The organism is Jiangella endophytica (assembly GCF_003427025.1).
Taxonomy (GTDB): domain Bacteria; phylum Actinomycetota; class Actinomycetes; order Jiangellales; family Jiangellaceae; genus Jiangella; species Jiangella endophytica.
The window spans coordinates 112,389-134,214 of the sequence record NZ_QVAI01000019.1; the positions used below are offsets into that span (position 1 = coordinate 112,389).

At 72.4% G+C, this 21,826-nt stretch carries 20 protein-coding genes, 1 pseudogene and 1 riboswitch; of the genes and pseudogenes, 13 read left to right on the plus strand and 8 right to left on the minus strand.

The genetic code is table 11. The features are described from left to right. Nucleotides 1-5: 5 nt before the first annotated feature. Nucleotides 6-854: a polyphosphate kinase 2 gene (gene ppk2, locus DZA62_RS29110; protein ID WP_116952452.1), complete on the plus strand. Its 849-nt coding sequence runs from the start codon at nucleotides 6-8 to the stop codon at nucleotides 852-854. Here the strand turns inward: ppk2 and DZA62_RS29115 are convergent. Both DZA62_RS29115 and DZA62_RS29120 read right to left on the minus strand, forming a co-directional pair. Next, a complete protein-coding gene (locus tag DZA62_RS29115) occupies nucleotides 847-2,397 on the minus strand; it encodes an ankyrin repeat domain-containing protein (protein ID WP_116952453.1) in 1,551 nt (516 codons plus the stop codon). The two genes, ppk2 and DZA62_RS29115, sit on opposite strands and share 8 nt — an antisense overlap. A gap of 147 nt (nucleotides 2,398-2,544) precedes the next feature. Continuing rightward, nucleotides 2,545-2,733 (minus strand): annotated as a pseudogene (locus DZA62_RS29120) (helix-turn-helix domain-containing protein); the annotation flags it as partial. Between the two features lie 66 nt (nucleotides 2,734-2,799). Here DZA62_RS29120 and DZA62_RS29125 point away from each other — a divergent pair. Beyond that, nucleotides 2,800-3,765, plus strand: a complete 966-nt coding sequence (locus tag DZA62_RS29125) for an NAD(P)/FAD-dependent oxidoreductase (protein WP_116952454.1) — start codon at nucleotides 2,800-2,802, stop codon at nucleotides 3,763-3,765. On the opposite strand, the gene DZA62_RS29130 is transcribed toward DZA62_RS29125, so the two are convergent. The 4 genes from DZA62_RS29130 to DZA62_RS29145 form a co-directional block, all read right to left on the minus strand. Next, the gene (locus DZA62_RS29130) at nucleotides 3,726-4,772 is read right to left on the minus strand and encodes an iron-siderophore ABC transporter substrate-binding protein (protein ID WP_198664320.1); all 1,047 of its coding nucleotides are present in this window, start codon (nucleotides 4,770-4,772) and stop codon (nucleotides 3,726-3,728) included. The genes DZA62_RS29125 and DZA62_RS29130 overlap by 40 nt on opposite strands. A gap of 154 nt (nucleotides 4,773-4,926) precedes the next feature. Then, nucleotides 4,927-5,625, minus strand: coding sequence for a hypothetical protein (locus tag DZA62_RS29135; protein WP_198664321.1), 699 nt, complete (start codon nucleotides 5,623-5,625; stop codon nucleotides 4,927-4,929). A gap of 109 nt (nucleotides 5,626-5,734) precedes the next feature. Beyond that, on the minus strand, nucleotides 5,735-6,424 hold the full coding sequence (locus tag DZA62_RS29140; protein ID WP_116952506.1) for a phosphotransferase: 690 nt from the start codon (nucleotides 6,422-6,424) through the stop codon (nucleotides 5,735-5,737). Nucleotides 6,425-6,576: 152 nt separating this feature from the next. After that, entirely contained in the window at nucleotides 6,577-7,269 is a 693-nt protein-coding gene (locus DZA62_RS29145; RefSeq protein WP_116952507.1) for a class I SAM-dependent DNA methyltransferase, read from the minus strand. Nucleotides 7,270-7,353: 84 nt separating this feature from the next. Between DZA62_RS29145 and DZA62_RS29150 the strand changes: the two genes are divergently transcribed. Together DZA62_RS29150 and DZA62_RS37340 are read left to right on the plus strand one after the other, a co-directional pair. Beyond that, complete coding sequence (locus DZA62_RS29150) at nucleotides 7,354-7,581, plus strand: hypothetical protein (RefSeq protein WP_116952456.1); 228 nt, start codon at nucleotides 7,354-7,356, stop codon at nucleotides 7,579-7,581. Then, nucleotides 7,581-8,189: a Clp protease N-terminal domain-containing protein gene (locus DZA62_RS37340; RefSeq protein ID WP_116952457.1), complete on the plus strand. Its 609-nt coding sequence runs from the start codon at nucleotides 7,581-7,583 to the stop codon at nucleotides 8,187-8,189. The genes DZA62_RS29150 and DZA62_RS37340 overlap by 1 nt, the downstream gene beginning before the upstream one ends. Here DZA62_RS37340 and DZA62_RS29160 read toward each other — a convergent pair. Further along, nucleotides 8,186-8,617, minus strand: coding sequence for a nitroreductase family deazaflavin-dependent oxidoreductase (locus tag DZA62_RS29160; protein ID WP_116952458.1), 432 nt, complete (start codon nucleotides 8,615-8,617; stop codon nucleotides 8,186-8,188). The genes DZA62_RS37340 and DZA62_RS29160 overlap by 4 nt on opposite strands. Nucleotides 8,618-8,656: 39 nt before the next feature. On the opposite strand from DZA62_RS29160, the gene DZA62_RS29170 reads away from it, so the two are divergent. Next, nucleotides 8,657-9,718, plus strand: a complete 1,062-nt coding sequence (locus DZA62_RS29170; RefSeq protein ID WP_198664322.1) for an alpha/beta hydrolase family protein — start codon at nucleotides 8,657-8,659, stop codon at nucleotides 9,716-9,718. 4 nt (nucleotides 9,719-9,722) lie between these two features. On the opposite strand, the gene DZA62_RS29175 is transcribed toward DZA62_RS29170, so the two are convergent. Then, entirely contained in the window at nucleotides 9,723-10,544 is an 822-nt protein-coding gene (locus DZA62_RS29175) for an alpha/beta fold hydrolase (RefSeq protein WP_116952461.1), read from the minus strand. Nucleotides 10,545-10,628: 84 nt separating this feature from the next. Further along, nucleotides 10,629-10,722: riboswitch (TPP riboswitch) on the plus strand. A gap of 52 nt (nucleotides 10,723-10,774) precedes the next feature. Here DZA62_RS29175 and thiD point away from each other — a divergent pair. From thiD to DZA62_RS29215, 8 genes are all read left to right on the plus strand, one after another. Next, the gene (thiD, locus tag DZA62_RS29180; protein WP_116952462.1) at nucleotides 10,775-11,608 is read left to right on the plus strand and encodes a bifunctional hydroxymethylpyrimidine kinase/phosphomethylpyrimidine kinase; all 834 of its coding nucleotides are present in this window, start codon (nucleotides 10,775-10,777) and stop codon (nucleotides 11,606-11,608) included. After that, entirely contained in the window at nucleotides 11,605-12,279 is a 675-nt protein-coding gene (locus DZA62_RS29185) for a TenA family protein (RefSeq protein WP_116952463.1), read from the plus strand. Before thiD ends, DZA62_RS29185 begins: the two co-directional genes overlap by 4 nt. A 135-nt stretch (nucleotides 12,280-12,414) precedes the next feature. Continuing rightward, the gene (gene serA, locus DZA62_RS29190) at nucleotides 12,415-14,004 is read left to right on the plus strand and encodes a phosphoglycerate dehydrogenase (protein ID WP_116952464.1); all 1,590 of its coding nucleotides are present in this window, start codon (nucleotides 12,415-12,417) and stop codon (nucleotides 14,002-14,004) included. A gap of 390 nt (nucleotides 14,005-14,394) precedes the next feature. Next, nucleotides 14,395-15,438 carry a 3-isopropylmalate dehydrogenase gene (locus DZA62_RS29195; protein WP_116952465.1) on the plus strand — a complete coding sequence of 348 codons (1,044 nt, stop codon included), beginning with the start codon at nucleotides 14,395-14,397 and terminating at the stop codon, nucleotides 15,436-15,438. 203 nt (nucleotides 15,439-15,641) lie between these two features. After that, nucleotides 15,642-17,546 (plus strand): Xaa-Pro dipeptidyl-peptidase, encoded by a 1,905-nt coding sequence (locus DZA62_RS29200; protein WP_116952466.1) that lies wholly within the window; start codon nucleotides 15,642-15,644, stop codon nucleotides 17,544-17,546. A 150-nt stretch (nucleotides 17,547-17,696) separates the two neighbouring features. Continuing rightward, nucleotides 17,697-19,595, plus strand: coding sequence for a Xaa-Pro dipeptidyl-peptidase (locus DZA62_RS29205; protein WP_198664323.1), 1,899 nt, complete (start codon nucleotides 17,697-17,699; stop codon nucleotides 19,593-19,595). 162 nt (nucleotides 19,596-19,757) lie between these two features. After that, a complete protein-coding gene (locus tag DZA62_RS29210) occupies nucleotides 19,758-20,552 on the plus strand; it encodes a glycerophosphodiester phosphodiesterase family protein (protein WP_198664324.1) in 795 nt (264 codons plus the stop codon). A 45-nt stretch (nucleotides 20,553-20,597) separates the two neighbouring features. Beyond that, entirely contained in the window at nucleotides 20,598-21,692 is a 1,095-nt protein-coding gene (locus DZA62_RS29215) for a branched-chain amino acid aminotransferase (protein WP_116952469.1), read from the plus strand. Nucleotides 21,693-21,826: the final 134 nt, after the last annotated feature.

Here is a 21,826-nt window from a genome sequence, read left to right on the forward strand (position 1 = left end):
GTTTCATGCAGGGAGGGGTCACGGTGGCGAAGAAGAGCGGCAAGGCGGGGTCCGAAGATCAGGTGGCACGGCTGCCGAAGAAGATCTACGAGAAGGAGCTGTTCCGCCTCCAGGCGGAGCTGGTGAAGCTGCAGGAGTGGGTCCGCCTCGAGGGCGCCCGCGTCGTCGTGGTCTTCGAGGGGCGCGACGCGGCCGGCAAGGGCAGCACGATCAAGCGGGTCACGCAGTACCTGAACCCGCGCATCGCGCGCATCGCCGCCCTGCCGGCGCCCACGGAGCGCCAGCGCGGGCAGTGGTACTTCCAGCGCTACGTCGAGCACCTGCCGGCCGCCGGCGAGATCGTGCTGTTCGACCGGAGCTGGTACAACCGCGCCGGGGTCGAGCGGGTCATGGGCTTCTGCACGAAGGAGGAGTACCAGCGCTTCCTCAGCCAGTCGCCGATCTTCGAGCGGATGCTGGTCGAGGACGGCATCCTGCTGCGCAAGTACTGGTTCTCGGTCAGCGACGCGGAGCAGGAACGCCGGTTCCGGTCGCGGCTCGAGGACCCGATGCGCCGGTGGAAGCTCTCACCGATGGACCTCGAGTCGATCAGCCGCTGGGAGGACTACTCCCGCGCCAAGGACGACATGTTCGTGCACACCGACATCCCCGAGGCGCCGTGGTACGTGGTCGAGAGTGAGGACAAGCGGGCCGCGCGCATCAACATGATCGCGCACCTGCTCGCGACCATCCCGTACCACGAGGTGCAGCGCCGGCCGCTGGACCTGCCCCCGCGGCCGGCGGCCAAGGGCTACGAGCGGCCGCCCCGCGAGCTGCAGACGTACGTGCCGGACCACGCGAACTCGCTCAGGTGATCTCCTCGGCCACGGCCCGGACCTCGTCGGAGAACGCGTAGTCCTCCGGCAACCGCACGCCGTGGCCGAGGAGGGCTCGCGCGCATCCGGGCCAGTCGCCGGGGATCGCGGTCTCCTGGTTGTTCAGCGACGCCCACGACAGCGTGCCGACGACGGTGTCGCCGAAGCCGTGCTCCGCAGTGGGGTCGGCGCCGTGCTCGAGGAGGAACCGGGTCAACGCGGCGTCGCCGCGGAAGACGGCGTGGTTCAGCGCGCTCGCCTGCCAGTCGCCGCCGGGTTCGTCGACCGGCCAGCCCGCCTCGACCAGGAGCCGGACGGCGTCGGCGGCGCCCTCGCCGGCGAGATCGGGCAGCAGCCGCCGCTGACCGTCGTCGAGCCGGCCGGGCAGGTCGGGGTGCGCCGCCAGCAGCCGCCGGGTGTCGTCGCCGTCGCCGCGCGCGCAGGCGGCGATCAGCTCGTCGAGTGGCGCGTCGTCCGCCACACCCGCGGCGTCGGCGGGCAGGAGCGCGGCGATCTCGGGTCGCCCGAACCGCAGCGCCATGCGGTGCGGGTCGACGCCGTCCGGCGTGACGGCGCGCGGGTCCGCCCCGGCGTCGAGCAGTAGCCGCACGAACGCCGTCGAGCAGCGTCGTCGCAGTGCGAACAGCAGCGGCGAGCCCCACGTCGGCGACGGCTCGTTGGCGTCGCCGCCGTGCTCGAGCAGCAGCCGCAGCACGTCGGGGTCGTGGTGGTCGGAGACGGCGTACATGGCGTTCGTGCCGGTCACGGTCGCGCCGGCGGCGAGGAGCAGCCGGGCGCACTCGGGGTCGCCGAGGCCGTGGTACAGCGACTCGCCGTCGTCCGGATCGGCGCCGGCGGCGAGCAGCAGGGCCGTCAGCTCGCGATCGTGGGTCACGCCCGCGGCACCGTAGAGCGCGGTCAGCGGGTGGTGGCCGCCGGACGGCGTGACCGCCTGGTTCGGGTCGGCGCCCGCGGTCAGCAGTTCGCGGGCGCAGGCACGGATGCCGTCGGCGAACTCGGGGAGCCGCACCAGCGACGAATGCGTGACGGCGAAGAGCGGCGGCACGCCGAGCGTGCCGCCGGGCCGGTGCACCCAGCCGGGGTCGGCGGCGATCGCGGCGGTGACGGCGGCGAGGTCGCCGGTCGCGGTGACGACGTCGGCGGAGGTGGCGCCGGCGGGAGTGGCGCCGGTGGGGGCGGCCCCGGTGAGATCGACGCCGTCGCGGAGCCGCCGGGCCGCCTCCTCGGGGCGGGCGGCATGCGTGCCGCCGATCGAGTCGCCGGCGTACACCAGCCGCAGCCAGCCGGCCGTCGACACGTCGCGGACATCGTCGACGTGCCGGCGCAGCGCGGCCCAGGACGCGAACCCGTACTCGCGGGCGATGCATGACTGCGCGTCGCGCAGCTGCGGCTCGCCGGCGTGCGGCATCGTGGCGCCGAACCGGGCCGCTGCCGCTGGATCGCCGTCGCGCAGTGCGCGCAGCAGCGCCTTGGCCTGCTTCTTCAGGTGGCCGAGGTGGGGTCGAGCGGGTAGCTCGGACATCGAGACCTCCGTGCGCGAGAGCGCCGATGGTCCGCACGGTCGGCCGCACAAAGGCTCGGACGATGATGCATCGACGGAGTGGGTTCGACCCTGCCCGCGGACCCGGACGCGGCTCCGGCCGCGATGCCGCCGAGCCTACCTCGTCGCCGCCCGGGCGATGGGCAGCAGGAGCTCCAGCGTGGGCCGCCGCCCGCCGGACTCCAGCCGGGACAGCGTGCTCACCGAGAAGCCCGTGGTCTCCGACAGCTGGGTCAGCGTGACTCCGCGCTGCTGCCGCAGCTCGCGCAGCCGTGGCCCGACGGCGGCGAGGACCCGGCCGAGCGACTCGTCCTCCATGGACAGGAGTTTGCCAGATCGGCAACGAACCTTGCCGTCTCGCCGACGCTCGCGCACGATGGCATCATGACTAATGAGAACCGTTACGACGTGGTGGTGATCGGCGGCGGGGCGGCCGGACTGAGTGGCGCGCTGACGCTGTCGCGGGCGCGGCGGTCGGTGCTGGTGATCGACGCCGGGGAGCAGCGCAACGCGCCCGCCGGCGGCGTGCACAACTACCTCGGCCGTGAGGGCACGGCGCCGGGCGAGCTGTACCGCATCGGCCGCTCGGAGATCGAGGGGTACGGCGGCGAGTTCCTGGCCGGGGCGGTGGCCGAGGTGACCGGCGCGGCCGGCGACTTCACCGTCCGGACGGAGGGCGGCGAGGAGGTGCGGGCGCGGCGCATCCTGCTGGCCACCGGTGGTGTCGACGAGCTGCCGGACGTGCCCGGCGTCCGCGAGCGCTGGGGTCGCGACGTCCTGCACTGCCCGTACTGCCACGGCTGGGAGGTGCGGGACCGGGCCGTCGGCGTCCTGGCGACGTCGGCCGCCGCCGTGCATCACGCGCAGCTGTTCCGTCAGTGGTCCGCTGACGTCACGTTGTTCACGCACACCGCGCCCGCCCTCGACGACGCGCAGCTGGCCGATCTCGCCGGCCGCGGCGTGCGAGTCGTCGAAGGGACGGTCGCGGCGCTGCGGATCGAGGCCGACGCGCTGACCGGCGCCGAGGTCGAGGGCGGCCTCGTCGTCCCCGTCGGCGCCATGGTCGTCGCGCCGAAGCCGATCGCGCGTGTCGGCATGGTCGCCGGGCTCGGTCTCACCGCCGTCGAGCAGGAACGCGGCGGCATGATCGCCGGGACCGCCGTCGCCGTCGACCCGATGGGCGGCACCTCGGTGCCCGGCATCTGGGCGGCCGGCAACGTCGCCGACGTGTTCGCGACCGTGATCAAGTCGGCGGCGGCCGGAGTGGACGCCGCTGCCATGATCAACATGACCCTCGTGAACGAGGGTGTCTACTCGCCGGCGCGCGCCGAGGCGGCCGCCGCGAGCTGAGGCAGGTAGTCGTCGAGCATCCACGGAATCGACAGCACAGTCGGTGCGGAGCTGGCGGTCACGTAGTCCTCGCCGGCGATCGGGGCGAACGCGCCCGCGGCGACGGCCGGGATCTGCGCGTACGCCGGGTTCGCCGCGAACGCGTCCGCCGCCGCCTGGTCGTTGAACCACGCGACGAACACGTCGGACTCGACGTCGCCGGCCAGCTCCGGCGAGACGTAGTAGTAGACGCCGTCGCCCTCCGCGTGCTCGTCGACGTAGGGCGCCTGAGTCATGCCGAGGTCGGTGAGCAGCCGCACGCGCACGTCGTCGGACGTGTAGAGCGCGAGCTGCGCGCCGTCCTCGGCGCCGTAGGCGAAGGTCGCGCCGGCCAGCTCCGGGAACTCGTCGGTGCGGGTGGCGAGGTAGTCCTCCGTCTCGGCGACCAGCTGCTCGGCCTCGGCCTCGCGGCCCAGCGCCTGGCCGATGACGGTGGTCTGCTGCTGCCAGGGCGTGCTCCATGGTGCGTCCGGGTAGGCGACGGTGGGCGCGATGGCGCTGAGCGTGTCGTACTCCTCCTGCGTGATGCCGGAGTAGACGGCGAGGATGACGTCGGGCTGCTCCTCGGCGATCGCCTCGTACGGGATCTCCTCGCCGGCGGCGTTCGGCAGCAACGTCGGCAGTTCGGCGTCGCCGAGGGTCTCGCGCACCCACGGCAGCACGCCCTCGTCGTCGCCGCCGTAGTCGAAGAACGGCATCGCTACCGGCGTGACGCCCAGCGCCAGGGCCGCGTCCTGGTTCGACGGCCCCCACGTGACGACGCGCTCCGGCGCCTCGTCGATGGTCGTGGAGCCGAGGGCGTGGTCGATCGTGACGGGGAACGCGTCGCCGTCCGCTGGTGGGGTGCCGGTGCCGGCGTTGTCGCCGGGGGAGTCGCCGGGGGAGTCGTCGTCGGAGCCGCAGCCGGTGAGGGCTGCCGCGCCGAGCAGCAGGACGAGCAGGGACGTGGGCAGGCGTCGAGAACTCACCGGGCCAAGTTAGCTCAGGCAAACCTAACTTCGCATCTCGGGGGGTTCGGCCGGCCCCGCCCCGATCTGGTGCGGCGTGGGTGGGTTGCGCTCGCGGGCAGCCGTCGTCCCGGCCCCGGGATGGACCGATCCGGGGCCGGGCGGCGCGTTCGCGTCAGGTGGTGACGGTGCCGGTGAGCCGGCAGGCGTCGGCCCAGCGGGCCGGGTCGGTGCCGCTGCGGGGCTCGACCAGGGCGGCGCAGTCGGCGATGGTCAGCTCGAGCAGCTGGTGCAGCAGCGCGTCGGGATCGGAGACGCACGCGTTGGCGACACCCTCGACTGCGCAGCGGACCGCCGTGGGCGCTGCGTAGCGCTGGAATCCCTTCATCGTGGTCTGCTCGCCCTCGGCGAAGTCGTACGCCCAGCGGGCCGCCACCGGGACCTTGGCCAGTGCCTGGCGGCTGCGCTCGGTGAGCGTGCCGGACGGCCGGTGGTCGAGCTCGTCGAGGATCCGCTCGGCCGACAGCAGCGCGACCGCCAGCACACGCTGGCGCTCGGCCGACGCGACCGGCAGTGCCGTCTGGGCGACCCGCAGCGTGATGTGGACGTCCATGCGCGGATCGTCGGAGTCGACCCCGATGACCATGGGGACCAGCGGTGCCAGCCGTGGCCGGCGATCGTCGGAGATGGCGTCGTTCACCAGCCGGGCGACGGCGGCCAGGAGTGGATGCGTGCAGGCCGGGTGGTCGCTCCAGCGCTCGCCGGCGAGGTAGGACGCGAATTCCATGAAGCACGCGCCCTTGCGTGCGTTGCGGTGTTTGCCCTTCGAGAGCACCGGCAACATGCCTGGTGCGTCGTTGTGGAGACCGGACATGGATGCACCCCGAGAGTCTTCGGCGGGTTGTGTGTTCACCATCTTGCTCCTGATCACGCCCGGATTCCACTGCTTTGCGCGGAGCTTTTGCGTCGCCCGGCGAGGGTGGTCAGGAGCCGCGCCGGGACTCCTCGGCGACGAGCGCGGCGGCGGCGGCGAGCCGTTCGCGTTCGGCCGGGGTCAGTTGCGGGTCGGCGCCGCGGCGGGCTTTGGCGGCGTCGAGGTGGTGCAGCGGCGCGCCGCCGGCGGCGGACAGGAACGGCCCGATGGACGCGGCCGCGAACGGCGCCAGCCCGGCCTCGTCGCTCACGGCGACCTGCGCCAGGATGAGTGCCGAGAACACGACGTCGAGGTCGGCGGGGCCGTCGGTGGCGTTGCGCCAGTCGATGAGGGCCGGCCCGTCCGGCGTCAGCACCACGTTGTCGGGATGCAGGTCCAGGTGGACGACGGTGTCGGCGGCCGACCCGGCGGGGCGCGCGTGACCGGACGGCGGGACGGCGTGCAACCGCCGGTGCAACCCGGCCAGGACGACGGCGGCGTCGGCGGCCGTCAGCTCGCCGCCGAGGACCGCTTGGAGCAGCGTCGGCCCGGTCAGCCGATCGAGCACGAGGTCCGGACCAGTGGCCGCATGGACGGCGGGCGCGGGGAAGCCGTGGGCGCGGACATGCGTCATGACGGCGGCCTCGGTCGCGGCGGACCCGCCGTCGCGGTATCGGCGCAGCACCTGCCCGCCGCCGAACGCGTAGACGTCGGCGGTGCGGCCGGTGCCGACCAGCTCCAGGCCTGTCACGTCGGTCATGGACCGAGCGTAGGCGAGCCCTCCGACGGCGTCCGGGCGCACCATGGGGGCGCGGCGTGCCCCGGTTCGGGTGCCGGTCGACCGCGAGCTGAGCGGCCGCGCTCGTGGCCGGTGGCGGCCGCCTTCCCTGAGCCGGTCGGCGTGCGGCCGCGTCAGTGCACCTCCTCGGGGGCGGCGCCGGCCTTGGCGATCAGGTAGGCCTGCGGCATCTTCTCCGGCGGCCGGGCCGCCCGGACCAGGCGCGCCTCGACGGTGAGCCCGGCCGCCGTGAGCAGCTCGGCGATGTGCTCGGGTGGCAGCCGATAGGCGTCGGCGGAGACCGAGTGCCCGTAGGCCTGCTCGACCCGGACGCGTTCGTCGCCCACCTGGAAGGCCAGCAGCACCCGGCCGCCGGGGCGTAGGACGCGGCGGAACTCGGCGAACACGCCGGGGAGCAGCTCGGGCGGCGTGTGGATGATCGAGTACCACGCGACGAGCCCGGCCAGGCCGCCGTCGGCGAGGTCGAGCGCGGTCATGGAGCCGACGGTGAAGGGGATGTCGGGGTGGGCGGCGCGGGCGATCTCGATCATCGCTGGTGAGAGGTCGATGCCGGAGATGTCGAGGCCGAGGCGGTGCAGGTAGCCGGTGATGCGGCCCGGGCCGCAGCCCACCTCGACCACCGGCCCGGCGTCGGCCCCGGCGTCGGTTGCGGCATCGGTTCCGGTGCCGACCATCGACGCGAAGGCGTCGAGCATGGCGCGGTCGAACGGCTCGCCGGCGAGGTGGTCGCGGAGCTGCTCGGCATAGGACGCGGCGACGGTGTCGTAGGCGGCGCGCGTGGCGGTGAGGAAGTCGGGTTCGATCACGGTCACGACCGTATCGGCGGCCACCGACAGCACCTCTCGTCAACACGTGTTGACAACGATGAGCTGTCAGCTTATGTTGACAGCATGACCGGATCGGAAGCACGAGAGGCGGTCGACGCCGCGACCGGCGCCGTCGACGCCGACCCGAGGGTCGGCCTGCGGGCGGTCGCCGCGCTGCGCCGGCTGGTGGAGCGGCTCGAGGCGCTGCAGGTCGAGGGCGCCCGCCGCCAGGGCTGGTCCTGGGAGGAGATCGGGGCCGCCCTCGGCGTCAGCAGACAAGCAGTGCACAAGAAGCACGCAAGGAGGCAATGATGTTCGAGCGGTTCACCACTGATGCCCGTGACGTCGTCATCGGGGCCCAGCAGGAGGCTCGCGAGCTGCGGCACCGCTGGATCGGCACCGAGCACGTCCTGCTCGCGCTGCTCACCACGCCCGACGCGCCGGGTGTCGCGACGCTGACCAGACTCGGCGTCACACAGGAGCGCGGCCGCGAGGCGGTCGTCGCCGTCGCCGTCGCCGGCGACGGAGCGGCGCTGGGCGAGGAGGACACCGAGGCGCTGAAGGCCTTCGGCATCGACCTCGGCGAGGTGCGCCGGCGCGCCGAGGAGACGTTCGGCGAGGGCGCCCTGGACGCCCCGCTGGAGTCCGGCCGCGGCAAGCGGTTCGGCGTCTTCCGCCGCGGCAAGCAGGGCGACGGCGGGCCGGGGCACCTCCCGTTCGCGCCGCGGGCGAAGAAGGCGCTGGAGCTGTCGCTGCGCGAGGCGCTGGCCCGCAAAGACCACTCCATCGGGACGCAGCACATCCTGCTCGGCCTGCTGCGCAGCGACGACCAGCAGACGCTGGCGGTGTTCGACCGGCTCGGCATCCAGCCGAGGGCGGTCCGCGAACAGGTGCTCACGGACCTGCGCGACGCCGCCTAACGCGGCTCGAGCCGGAAGACGGGGTGCCGGTCGGCCTCCGCGGCGAACGCGGCCTGCGGGTCCGACGGGCGGGCGTCGAAGTACGGACGGGTGATCGGCTCGGCCCGCACGTACGCCTTGAGCACCGCGCCGGCCTCGTCCGGCGGGCACTCGACGACGGCGTACGGGGTGGTGTGGCGGCCGCGGCGCAGCGTCACCTCGCCGGCAGCGCGGGCGTTGCGCACCCAGTCGACCGTGCCGTACGGCGCGACGAGGTAGCGGCGGCCGACGTGCTTCATCACCCGCACCGGCGTGCTCCGCGGCCTGCCCGACGTGCGCCCGCGCGTCGTGAGCACGGCGTACGGCGGCACCAGGCCGGCCTTCAACGCCGCCGTGAAGGCCACGTTCCCGAGCCGGCGGGGCAGCGTCGTCCGGTACGTCTTCGCCATGGACCCATCATGGCCGCTGCGCCGGGGAGAATGGGCGACGTGACCAGGTTGCGGGCGGCGCTCGTCGCCGCCGTGCTCGTCGTCACCGCCTGCTCCGGCGGCGGTGACGGCGACCCGCCAGGCGCCGCGCCGAGCCCGTCGGCCACGTCGACGCCGACACCCACCCCGACGCCCACCCCGACGCCCACACCCACGCCGACGCCCACCCCGTCCCCGCCGCCGCCGCACCCCGTCTCGCTCCCCGCCCTCATGCAGGAGCGGTACGACGGTGGCGACCTCCGGCTCGGCGACGTGCTGGAGACCGGCGACGGCTACACGCGCTACGCCGTCACCTACCGCGGCGCCGGCCTGACCATCAGCGCCGTCCTCAACCTGCCCGACGGCGCCGGCCCGTTCCCGGTGCTGGTCCTGGCACACGGCTACATCGACCCGGACGTCTACACGACCGGCCGCGGCCTGCGCCGCGAGCAGGACTACCTCGCCCGCCAGGGCTACGCCGTCCTGCACACCGACTACCGCAACCACGCCGGCTCCGACGACGATCCCGCCAACGAGGTGCGGCTGCGCCTGGGCTACACCGAGGACGTCGTCAACGCGGTCCTGGCGGTCCGCAACAGCGCCATCCCGCAGCTCGACGGCGAGCGCGTCGGCCTGCTGGGCCGGTCGATGGGCGGCGGCGTCGCGTTGAACACGCTGGTCGTGCAGCCCGGCCTGGTCGACGCCGCGGTCGTCTATGCCTCAGTGAGCTCCGACGCCGTCGAGAACTTCGACCGCTGGACCCGCGGTGAACCCGCCGCTGCCGACCTCACCGCCGAGATCATCGCCGCCTACGGCGCGCCCGAGCAGAATCCGGCGTTCTGGCGCGACGTCTCCCCGGTGACGTTCTTCGACCGGGTCACCGAACCGGTGCTCATCCACCATGGCACCGCCGACGAGACCTGCCCGCTGCAGTGGGCCTACGACACCGACGCCGCGCTGCGGGCCGCCGGGAAGGACGTCACACTGCAACTCTACGAGGGCGAGCCGCACGCGTTCGAGGCCGGCTGGCAGCTGTCCATCGAGCGGACGGCCGCGTTCTTCGCCGAGCACCTGAGCGCCTGACGGCTCACGCCGTCACGGAGCCCAGCCAGCGCTGCAGGGCCGCCGTCACCGCGACCGGCGCGTCCAGCTGGACGAGGTGACCGGCGCCGTCGATCAGCTCCAGGCGGGCGCCGGGGATGACGCCGGCCAGCCGGTGCGCGCGGTCGGCCGGGATCCACGTGTCGGCGGTGCCCCACGCGACCAGCGTCGGCACCCCGACCGTGGGGTACAACGGCTCGATCTCGTCGGTGTGCGCCTGGTCGGCGGCCGCGATCTGCCGGTAGAACGCCCGCTGCCCCTCCGGCCCGAGCCAGGGCTCGGCCAGCATCCGCAGCTGGTCCCCCGTCAGGTCTCCCGCCGCCGCGCCGGAGACGTACTCCCTCAGCAGCGCCTCGTGCATCGCCGCCGGCAGCGCCTCGAACACCGCGGCGTTCTCGCCGACCAGCCGGTAGAACGGCGACCCCCACGGGGCCAGCGCCACGACGTCGATCAGCGCGAGCGACGCGATGGGCGCGCCGTGCAGCAGGTGCGCCCGCAGCGTCACCGCGCCGCCGATGTCGTGCGTCACCAGGTGCGGCGGCGGGCCGCCCCAGAACCGCAGCAGGTCGGCCAGCAGCTCGCCCTGGACGGCCAGCGAGACGTCGTGCCCGTCGTCCTTGGACGAGCGCCCGTAGCCCGGCATGTCCCAGAGGTGGACGGTGTACTGGCTGCTCAGGGCGTCGGCGAACGGCGCCCAGAGCGCGGACGACCACGGCGTGCCGTGGCAAAGGACGACCGGGGGACCCGAACCGCGCCGGCTCCAGTGGACCCGGCGGCCGCGCCAGGAGAACTCCTCGTGCGTTTCCATCCCGGACGAGTCTATTTCCCGTCTCCTGGGTGACTCGCGGCCGTGGGGGACCTCGCGGCCGGCGTCCGTTAGAGTCGGGGACGTACCGATCGGCCGGGGTGCCCCGCGTGGGCTGAGAACACACCCGCCGAACCTGATCCGGGTCATGCCGGCGCAGGGAGACCGACGGTGATACCGGCAGCGCCGGTGTCGTCCGCTCCCTTCCCGGTGGGAGGAGCTGACGGCGAACCATGACACCCCCGACACCCCCGACGACACCCACGATCATCACCGTGGCGGGGTCCGACCCGTCCGGCGGTGCGGGCATCCAGGCCGACCTCAAGACGTTCTCCGCGCTCGGGGCGTACGGCGGCGCGGTGCTCACGGCGCTGACGGCGCAGAACACCCGCGGCGTGACCGGCGTCCTCCCGGTGCCGGGTGCGTTCGTCACCGAGCAGCTCGACGCGCTCTTCACCGACCTCGACGTCGCCGCGGTGAAGACCGGCATGCTGGGCAGCCCGGACGTCGTCGAGGCGGTCGCCGACGCCGCCCGCCGGCACGGCGTCCGGAACCTCGTCGTCGACCCGGTCATGGTCGCGACGTCGGGGGACCGGCTGGTCGACGACGCGACGGTCGAGGCGATCCGCGACCGCCTGCTGCCGCTGGCCAGCGTCATCACGCCGAACCTGCCGGAGACCGCGGCGCTGCTCGGCGTCGCCGCCGTCGCGCCCGGCGAGGCCGCCGACGCCGCCGCCGAACTGCGCGCCAAGGGACCCGCGGCGCTGGTCAAAGGCGGGCACGCCGCCGGGCCGGACGCCGTCGACGTACTGGCCGACGACGACGGCGTCCTGGAGCTGCGCGAGCCGCGGGTCGCCACGACCAACACGCACGGGACCGGCTGCACGCTGTCGTCCGCGATCGCCGTCGGGCTCGGCCACGGGCGGCCGCTGCGCGACGCCGTCAGGACGGCCAAGACGTACCTCACCGACGCGCTGCGCGCCGCCGACCAGCTGCACGTCGGCGGCGGGCACGGGCCGGTGCACCACTTCCACGCCTGGTGGACTCCGGAAGGGACCCCCGCATGAGCTTCTCCGCCGACGCCTGGACCGCCGCCGCGCCCTGGTACGACGCCATCCGCGCGCACCCGTTCCTCACCGGCCTGGCCGACGGGACGCTGGAGCGCAAGGTGTTCCTCCGCTACATCGCCGACGACGCGCACTACCTGTCCCGCTACGCCCGCGCGCTGGCGACGACGGCGGCCCGCTGGCCGGAGCCCGAGCAGGCGGCCGTCATCGCCCGGTTCGCCGCCGGCGCCGTCGACGCGGAGCGGCTGCTCCACGAGGCGCTGTTCGCCGAGGCCGGAACGTCACTGCGCGACGCCGTCGGCGAGGTGGAGCCGACACCGACCTGCCTGGCCTACGTCAACACGCTGCAGGCCGACGCCGCGGTGGCGCCCGCGGGGGTCGCACTGGCCGGGCTGCTGCCGTGCTTCCGCGTCTACACCGAGGTCGGCCGCGAGCTGGTCACCGTCCTGGCTGGGACCGACGCGCACCCGTACGAGGCGTGGCTGCGCACCTACGGCGACCCCGCGTTCGAGGCCGACACCCGGCGCGCGGAGTCGTTCGCCGACGAGCAGGCGGAGCGGCACCCCGGCACCGTCGTGGCCATGCACGACGCGTACACGCGGGCGACCAGGTTCGAGTGGATGTTCTGGGACGCTGCCTGGCGTGGGGAGACGTGGCCCGAGCCTGCGTAATCCGGACGTAACGAACCGACCACCGTACGACGAGTGGGTGCGCATTGGGTTTACGTGGCGTTACACTCGGTCGCACCCGGGCCCAGTGTCGCGCTCGTCACACAACGCCCGACACATCCGGAGGTTCAGTCCACCGTGACCAAGCCCGTCGTACTCATCGCCGAAGAGCTCTCGCCCGCCACCGTCGACGCGCTCGGGCCCGATTTCGAGATCCGCAAGGTCGACGGCGCCGACCGCGCGGCCCTGCTGCCGGCCATCGCCGACGTCGACGCGATCCTGGTCCGCAGCGCCACCAAGGTCGACGCCGAGGCCATCGCCGCCGCCAGGAAGCTCAAGGTCATCGCCCGCGCGGGCGTCGGCCTCGACAACGTCGACGTGAAGGCCGCCACGCAGGCCGGCGTCATGGTCGTCAACGCCCCGACCTCCAACATCACCAGTGCCGCGGAGCTGGCCGTCGGCCTGCTGCTGTCCACCGCCCGCAACATCGCCCCGGCCAACGAGGCCCTCAAGGGCGGCGAGTGGAAGCGCAGCAAGTACTCGGGTGTCGAGCTGTACGAGAAGACCGTCGGCATCGTCGGCCTCGGCCGCATCGGCGTCCTCGTCGCGCAGCGGCTGTCGTCGTTCGGCATGAACGTCATCGCGTTCGACCCCTATGTGCCGGCAGCGCGGGCGGCACAGATGGGCGTGCGCAGTGTGTCCCTGGACCAGCTGCTCGAGGAGAGCGACTTCATCACCGTCCACCTCCCGAAGACGCCCGAGACCGTCGGCCTCATCGGTGAGCAGGCGCTGCGCAAGGTGAAGCCGTCGGTGCGCGTCATCAACGCGGCGCGCGGCGGCATCGTCGACGAGCACGCGCTCGCGTTGGCGCTCAAGGAGGGCCGGGTCGCCGGCGCCGGCATCGACGTGTTCGCGTCCGAGCCGACCACCGAGTCGCCGCTGTTCGACTTCGAGTCGGTCGTCGTCACGCCGCACCTCGGCGCGTCGACCGACGAGGCCCAGGAGAAGGCCGGCGTGTCGGTCGCCCGCTCCGTCCGTCTCGCGCTGGCCGGCGAGCTGGTGCCCGACGCCGTCAACGTCAAGGGCGGTGCCATCGCCGAGGACGTCCGGCCCGGCATCCCGCTGGCCGAGAAGCTCGGCCGCATCTTCACCGCCCTGGCCGGCGGCGTCGCGACCCAGCTCGACGTCGAGGTGCGCGGCGAGATCACCTCGCACGACGTGAAGATCCTCGAGCTGGCCGCACTGAAGGGGGTCTTCGCCGACGTCGTCGAGGACCCGGTCTCCTACGTCAACGCCCCGCTCATCGCCGCCGACCGCGGCGTCGAGGTCCGGCTGGTCACCGACGAGGAGTCGGCCGACTACCGCAACCTGGTGACGCTGCGCGGCGTGCTGGCCGACGGCCGCTCGGTGTCGGTGTCGGGCACGCTGTCCGGGCCGAAGCACGTCGAGAAGATCGTCGAGGTGCTCGGGTACGACATCGAGGTGGTGCCGGCCGAGCACATGGCGTTCCTGCGCTACACCGACCGGCCCGGCGTGGTCGGCACGGTCGGGCGCGTGCTCGGCGAGGCCGACGTCAACATCGCCGGCATGCAGGTCAGCCGCACCGGCAAGGGCGGCCAGGCGCTCGTCGCCATGACCGTCGACCAGGCCGTTCCCGGCCAGGTGCTCGACGACATCGTCGCCGCCATCGGCGCCGAGTGGGGCCGCACCGTCGATCTCGACGGCTGACGTCCCGCGCTCGTCCGAACTCCCGTCGCGCCACTGGGTGCGGCGGGAGTTCGCGCGTTCAGCCGCTCTCCGCGCGACCACGCAGCGCCTCCCGCGCACCCGTCGTCTCGAATCCTGAGATAGCCCGCCATTCCGCGAGACGACCGGCTCGGTGCTTCATAAGCTAGGACGACCGAGTAAATCTGTGGAGTGCGCCATGACCGACGAACAGCAGCAAGCTCAGGAAGCCCGGCACGCCTTGCAGGAGGCCATCGACCGTCGCGACAACGGCGGCGAGTACGGCCGGAGCGACCTCTCCATCAGTAGCCGCTGACCACGGCCGATGCGACCCGCGTCCGAATCGCGGGACGCGGGTGCCATCATGTGGACGACGGTCGTACGGTGTGGGCCATGTCGCGCAGTCTCAACCTCGCAGTCATCCCGGGTGACGGGATCGGTACCGAGGTCGTCACCGAGGGCCTGAAGGTGCTCGACGCCGTGCTGGCCGGCACGGACGTCAAGATCGGCACCACCACCTACGACCTCGGCGCCAGGCGGTGGCACGCCACCGGCGAGACGCTGCCCGACTCCGTTCTCGAGGAGCTGCGCGGGCACGACGCGATCCTGCTCGGCGCCGTCGGCGATCCGGACGTGCCGAGCGGCGTGCTGGAGCGCGGGCTGCTGCTCAAGCTGCGCTTCGAGCTCGACCACTACGTGAACCTGCGCCCGTCCCGGCTGTTCCCCGGCGTGCAGACGCCGCTGGCCAGCCCCGGCGAGGTCGACTTCGTCGTCGTCCGCGAGGGGACCGAGGGGCCGTACGTCGGCAACGGCGGCGCGCTGCGGGTGGGCACGCCGCAGGAGGTCGCCAACGAGGTCAGCGTCAACACCGCCTTCGGCGTCGAGCGGGTCGTCCGCGACGCCTTCGCGCGGGCGCAGGCGCGGCCGCGCAAGAAGCTCACCTATGTGCACAAGCACAACGTGCTGGTGCACGCCGGCCATCTGTGGCGGCGCACGGTCGAGCGGGTCGGCCTGGAGTACCCCGAGGTCGCCGTCGACTACCTGCACGTCGACGCGGCGACCATCTTCTTCGTCACCGACCCGGGCCGGTTCGACGTCATCGTCACCGACAACCTGTTCGGCGACATCCTCACCGACCTCGCGGCCGCCATCACCGGTGGCATCGGCCTCGCGGCCAGCGGCAACGTCAACCCCGACCGCACCGCACCGTCGATGTTCGAGCCGGTGCACGGCTCGGCGCCCGACATCGCCGGCCAGGGCATCGCCGACCCGACGGCCACCGTGCTGTCGGTGGGCCTGCTGCTCGACCACCTCGGGCTGTCCGGCCAGGCCGCGCGCATCGTCGACGCGGTGGCGGCGGACCTCGGGGAGCGGGGGACGGCGAAGCGCCGCACCTCCGACGTCGGCGACGCCCTCGCCGCCCGCGTCACCGCCTGACGCCACACCGGGCCGGCACTGGTAGCCGGCACTGGCAGCCGGCGGAGCCCAGCGCTCCGCCGGCTTCTTCTCATGCCATCACGCCCATGTCACCAGCACGTTTCGTCACCCATGTAGCCGTACGTCCGATCTTGACACCCCTTGTCACACCCACTTGTATGTGACATGGCACATATCGGAACTCCGGACATGGGAGACAAGACGTGGTCAGAGCTCGCAGGTTGCTCGCGGTACCCGTCGCCCTCACGCTGACCGCGACCGCGGCGGTCGCCACCAGTGTGGGCGCGGGCGCCGCCGACGACGAACCCGGCATCGTCGTGGAGAACGGCGTGACCCAGCCGGTCTTCGGCTACGACGACGCGATCCGGGAGCGCGTCTTCATCACGTCGCCGTACGACTCCGACGCGAACGGCGTGCTCGACGTCATCGCGGTCGACATCATGCGCCCGGCGGCCAGCGAGCAGGGCCTCGACGTCCCGGTGATCATGGACCCGAGCCCCTACTACTCGACGCTCGGCCGCGGCAACGAGTCCGAGCTCAAAGTCGACCTCGACGGCGACGGACTGCTGGACCGCTGGCCGCTGTTCTACGACAACTACTTCGTGCCGCGCGGCTACGCCGTGATCCTCATGGACATGATCGGCACGAACAACTCGACCGGCTGTCCGACGGTCCACGACGATTCGGACAACCTCTCGCCGAAGGTCGTCATCGACTGGCTGAACGGCCGCGCGACCGGCGTCGACAAGGACGGCGACGAGGTCGTGGCCGACTGGCACAACGGCAAGACCGGGCTCATCGGCAAGTCCTACGACGGCACGCTGGCCAACGGCACCGCGGTGTCGGGCGTCGAGGGGCTGGAGACGATCGTGCCGATCAGCGCGATCTCCAGCTACTACGACTACACCCGCAGCAACGGCGTCGTGCAGCGCGGCAACAACTACCTCGCCAGCCTGGCCAACACCGTCACCAACCCCGACCGGCGCGACTACTGCAGCCCGGTCCGCGACTTCCTGTCGGCCAACGACGGCGACGAGACCGGCGACTACACGCCGTTCTGGCACGTCCGCGACTACAACCGCGACGTCGACAAGGTCAAGGCCAGCGTGTTCGTCGTCCACGGGCTCAACGACGAGAACGTCCGCCCCGACCACTTCAGCAAGTGGTGGTACGGCCTCGCCGAGAACGACGTCCCGCGCAAGCTGTGGCTCACGCAGACCGGCCACATCGACCCGTTCGACTTCCGCCGCGAGGCGTGGGTCGACGAGATCCACCAGTGGTTCGACTACTGGCTGCAGGACGTCGACAACGGGATCATGGACGAGCCCATGGTCGACATCGAGCGGGCGCCCGACGTGTGGGAGACGGCGAACGACTGGCCGATCCCGGGGTCGCGGCCCACGCGCATCTGGCTGGAGCCGAACCCGGGCGCGTCCGGCGACCTCTCCGTCATCCCGAACCGCCCGCTCGACCCGACGCTCAGCTTCACCGACGACCCGAACCAGCGCGAGACCGCGATGGTCTCGAACGAGGAGACGGTGACGCCGAACCGGCTGGTCTACCTGTCCGACCCGCTCGAGGCGCCGCTGCACATCTCCGGGACGCCGCAGGTCAAGCTCGAGGCGACCGTCAACGCCGAGGACACCAACTTCGGCGCGATCCTGGTCGACTACGGCCCGGCCGAACGGGTTCAGCGCACCGGCGACGGCGTCGTCACCGGCACTGTCGAGGACTGCTGGGGCGAGACGGCGACGTGGGGCGGCTACGCCGAGGACGCCTGCTACAAGGAGGTGTTCAAGCGGGTTGCGCTCACCCAGCGCGAGGTCGTCACGAAGGGCATCATCGACGGCGTCAACCTGTACGACTACAGCCGGCCGACGCCGCTGGTCCCGGGTGCGAAGTACGAGGTCAGCTTCCCGCTGCTGCCCGAGGACTACGTGTTCCCGGAGGGGCACCGCATCGGCGTGATCATCGTCGGCAGCTACCGCGACTACGGCAGCCAGGCCGACCCGAACCGGGCCACGATCTCGATCCTGCCGCAGCGCAGCCTCATCGAGCTGCCGATCGTCGGCGGCCGGGCGGCGGCCGGGGCGGCCGGCCTGGAGTGACGGCGTGACGGGGCGCCGCCGAGCGTGGTCCGCCGGCGCCCCGTCGCCGTGACGCTATGTCACGAATCATCCCGATATTGACACGCAGTGTCACGCCCACTTTCATGTGACATGGCACGACGTCGGACTCTTCGGACATGGGAGGCACACGTGGTCAGAGCCCGCAGGTTGCTCGCCGTTCCCGCCGCCCTCGCGTTGACCGCCACGGCGGCGGTCGCCGGCGCGGGGACGGGCGCGGCGGACGAACCAGGCATCGTCGTGGAGGACGGGGTGACCCAGCCCGTCTTCGGCTACGACGACGCGATCCGGGAACGCGTCTTCATCACCTCGCCGTACGACTCCGACGCGAACGGCGAGCTCGACGTCATCGCCGTCGACATCATGCGCCCGGCGGCCAGTGAACAGGGCCTGAAGGTGCCGGTCATCATGGACCCGAGCCCGTACTACTCGACGCTGGGCCGGGGCAACGAGTCCGAGCTGAAGCTGGACCAGGACGGCGACGGCCTGCTCGACCGCTGGCCGCTGTACTACGACAACTACTTCGTGCCGCGCGGCTACGCGATCGTGCTGATGGACATGATCGGCACGAACAACTCGACGGGCTGCCCGACCACCGGCGACGTCTCCGACAACCTGTCGCCGAAGGTCGTCATCGACTGGCTGAACGGCCGCGCGACCGGCGTCGACAAGGACGGCGACGAGATCGTCGCCGACTGGCACAACGGAAGGACCGGCCTGATCGGCAAGTCCTACGACGGCACGCTCGCGAACGCGACGGCCGCGTCCGGCGTCGAGGGCCTGTCGACGATCGTGCCGATCAGCGCGATCTCCAGCTGGTACGACTACACCCGCAGCAACGGCGTCGTCACCCGCGGGAACAGCTACCCGTCGTCGCTGTCGAACACCGTCACCAACCCGGCCCGCCGGGCGTACTGCCAGCCGGTGCGCGACGTGCTGGCCGCCGACGACGGCGACGAGACCGGCGACTACACGCCGTTCTGGCGCATCCGCGACTACAACCCCGACGCCGGCAAGGTCAAGGCCAGCGTGTTCGTCGTCCACGGCCTGAACGACGAGAACGTCCGGCCGGACCAGTTCAGCAAGTGGTGGTACGAGCTGGCCGAGAACGACGTGCCGCGCAAGCTGTGGCTGACCCAGACCGGCCACATCGACCCGTTCGACTTCCGCCGCGCCGAATGGGTCGACGAGTTGCACCGCTGGTTCGACTACTGGCTGCAGGACGTCGACAACGGGATCATGGACGAGCCGATCGTCGACGTCGAGAGGGCGCCGGACGTCTGGGCCGAGTACAACGACTGGCCGATCCCCGGGGCGCGCGAGACGCGGCTGTGGCTGAAGCCGAACGCCGGCGCCGCCGGCCGGCTCTCCGTCACGCCGAACCGGCCGTCCGATCCCGCGCTGAGCTTCGTCGACAACCCCGACCAGCGCGAGTCCGCGATGATCACCAACGAGCTCGCGGCGCAGCCGAACCGGCTGGCCTACGTGTCGCAGCCGCTGACGGCGCCGCTGCACATCTCCGGCACACCGCGGGTGACGCTCGACGCGACCGTCAGCACCACCGACACGAACTTCGGCGCGATCCTGGTCGACTACGGGCCGGCCGAACGGGTCCAGCGGGCCGGCGACGGCGTCGTCACCGGCACCGTCGAGGACTGCTGGGGCGCGACCGCCACGTGGGGCGGGTTCGCCGAGGACGCCTGCTACCGGCAGGTCAGCAAGCGGGTCGCACTGACCGAGCGCGAGGTCGTCACGAAGGGCATCGTCGACGCCGTCAACCTGAACGACTACAGCACGGTGACGCCGCTGGTGCCGGGGCAGTCCTACGACGTCAGCTTCCCGCTGCTGCCCGAGGACTACGTGTTCCCCGCCGGCCACCGCATCGGCGTGATCATCGTCGGCAGCTACCGCGACTACGGCAGCCAGGCCGACCCGAACCGGGCCACCATCACGCTCGCGCCGGAGCGGACGCTGATCGAGCTGCCGATCGTCGGCGGCCGGGCAGCGGCCACGGCGGCCGGCCTGAGGTAGCCCCGTCAACGTCGGCGTGGGCCCGCGTCCTCCCCCTCCCGCGGGCCCACGCTGACCGGCCGGCCACCCGTGGTCGCCGCGCCGATGAACCTTCTGTGAACCCTGCCGTGAACAGGCACTTCGCCATCGCGCTCCGCGTTGGGGCCTGTCACCGTAGGGGTCGTGAGCCTGACTCGTTACGGAGTGGAGCCGCACGTGCTGGCCATCGCCCACCGGGGTGGGGCGGGGCTGGCTGCCGAGAACACCCTGGCCGCGTTCGAGCGCTCGTACGCGCTCGGGGTGCGATACCTCGAGACCGACGTCCGCATCACGTCCGACGGTGTCTGCCTGGCCTTCCACGACGCCCGGCTGGGGCGGGTCACCGACGGGCGCGGGCTGGTCCGCCGGCGTACGTGGGACGAGGTCCGCCGGCTGACGGTCCTCGGCTCGGAGCCGGTGGCCCGGCTGGACGACCTGCTGGCCGCCTTCCCGGACGCCAGGTTCGTCATCGACGTCAAGGACGAGGCGTCGCTGGAGCCGCTGTCGCGGGTGCTGCGGTCCGCGAACGCGGTCGAGCGGGTGTGCCTCGCCGGGGCCTGGGACGGATGGCTGGCGGCGTTGCGAGCCGACCTCGGGCCGGGCCTGTCCTGCGCGCTGGGCTGGCGGTCGCTGGTGTCGTGGCTGGCCTGCTCGCACGGGCGCGTCGCACCGCCGCGACGGGTGGCGAACGGGGGCTTCGTGCACGTCCCGTTGCGCTGGGGTAGACTCCCGATATTCATCGACCGTCTGGTCGAAGGCGCCCATGACCTGGGGTTGCGCCTCATCGTTTGGACGGTCGACGACCCTGCCACGATGCATCGGCTGATCAACGCCGGCGTCGACGGCATCATCACCGACCGGCCTGACGTGCTGCGGGAGGTGATGATCGCCGAGGGTCGTTGGCCTCGCACCGTTTACGCCGAACGCGATGATCGGTAGCGTTGGTTGGACGTCCAACTAATTTCGCCATGTAGGAGCACCGCCATGACACCGACCGCACCGGCGCTGGAGTTCTCGACGACGCTCACGTCGAACCCGGTAGCCCCCGAGCGCCGGTCGGAGATCCTGGCGAACCCGGGGTTCGGCACCAACTTCACCGACCACATGGTCACCGCCACGTGGTCCCCGGACGGCTGGCGCGACGCCGGGCTGCGCCCGTACGCGCCGCTCGCGCTGGACCCCGCCACCGCGGTGTTCCACTACGCCCAGGCGATCTTCGAGGGCCTCAAGGCCTACCGCCACGCCGACGGCTCCATCTGGACGTTCCGCCCGACCTCCAACGGCGAGCGGATGATCAGCAGCGCGCACCGCATGGCGCTGCCGTCGCTGCCGGTCGAGTCCTTCGTCGAGGCCGTCGACCTGCTGGTCCGCGCCGACGCCGACTGGGTGCCGACCGGGGGCGAGACCAGCCTCTACCTGCGTCCGTTCATGTTCGCCTCCGAGGTGTTCCTCGGGGTGCGCCCGGCCAAGCAGGTGACGTTCTGCGTCATCGCGTCGCCGGCCGGCGCCTACTTCTCGTCCGGGGTGAAGCCGGTCGACATCTGGCTGTCGTCGGAGTACACCCGGGCCGCGCCTGGCGGCACCGGCGCGGCGAAGTGCGCGGGCAACTACGCGGCCAGCCTGATCGCCCAGCAGGAGGCCATCGAGCACGGCTGCGACCAGGTCTGCTTCCTCGACGCCGTCGAGGGCAAGTGGGTCGAGGAGCTCGGCGGCATGAACCTGTACTTCGTGCGCGCCGACGGCACCATCGTCACGCCCGAACTGACCGGCACGATCCTCGAGGGCATCACCCGCGACTCCATCCTCGCGCTGGCCGCCGACCGCGGCCACAAGGTCGACGAGCGCCGCTTCTCCATCGACGAGTGGCGCGAGGGCGTGGCGTCCGGCGACATCACCGAGGTGTTCGCCTGTGGCACGGCCGCGGTCGTCACGCCGCTCGGGCGGCTCGCATGGGAGGGCGGCGAGCTGTCCATGGGCACCGAGCCCGGCCCCGTGACGTCCGAGATCCGCTCGGCGCTGCTCGACGTCCAGTACGGCCGCGCCGACGACCCCCACGGCTGGATGCACCGCGTCGTCTGACTCGCCCCGCTACTGACGCGCCCTGCTACTGGCGCGGCGCGGCAACCGGAGTGGGCTTGCTGGGTTCGCCGGGGTTCGCCGGTTGGCCGGTGTTCGCGGGTTCGCCGGGGTTGGTTCCGTTGGCTGGTGATGCC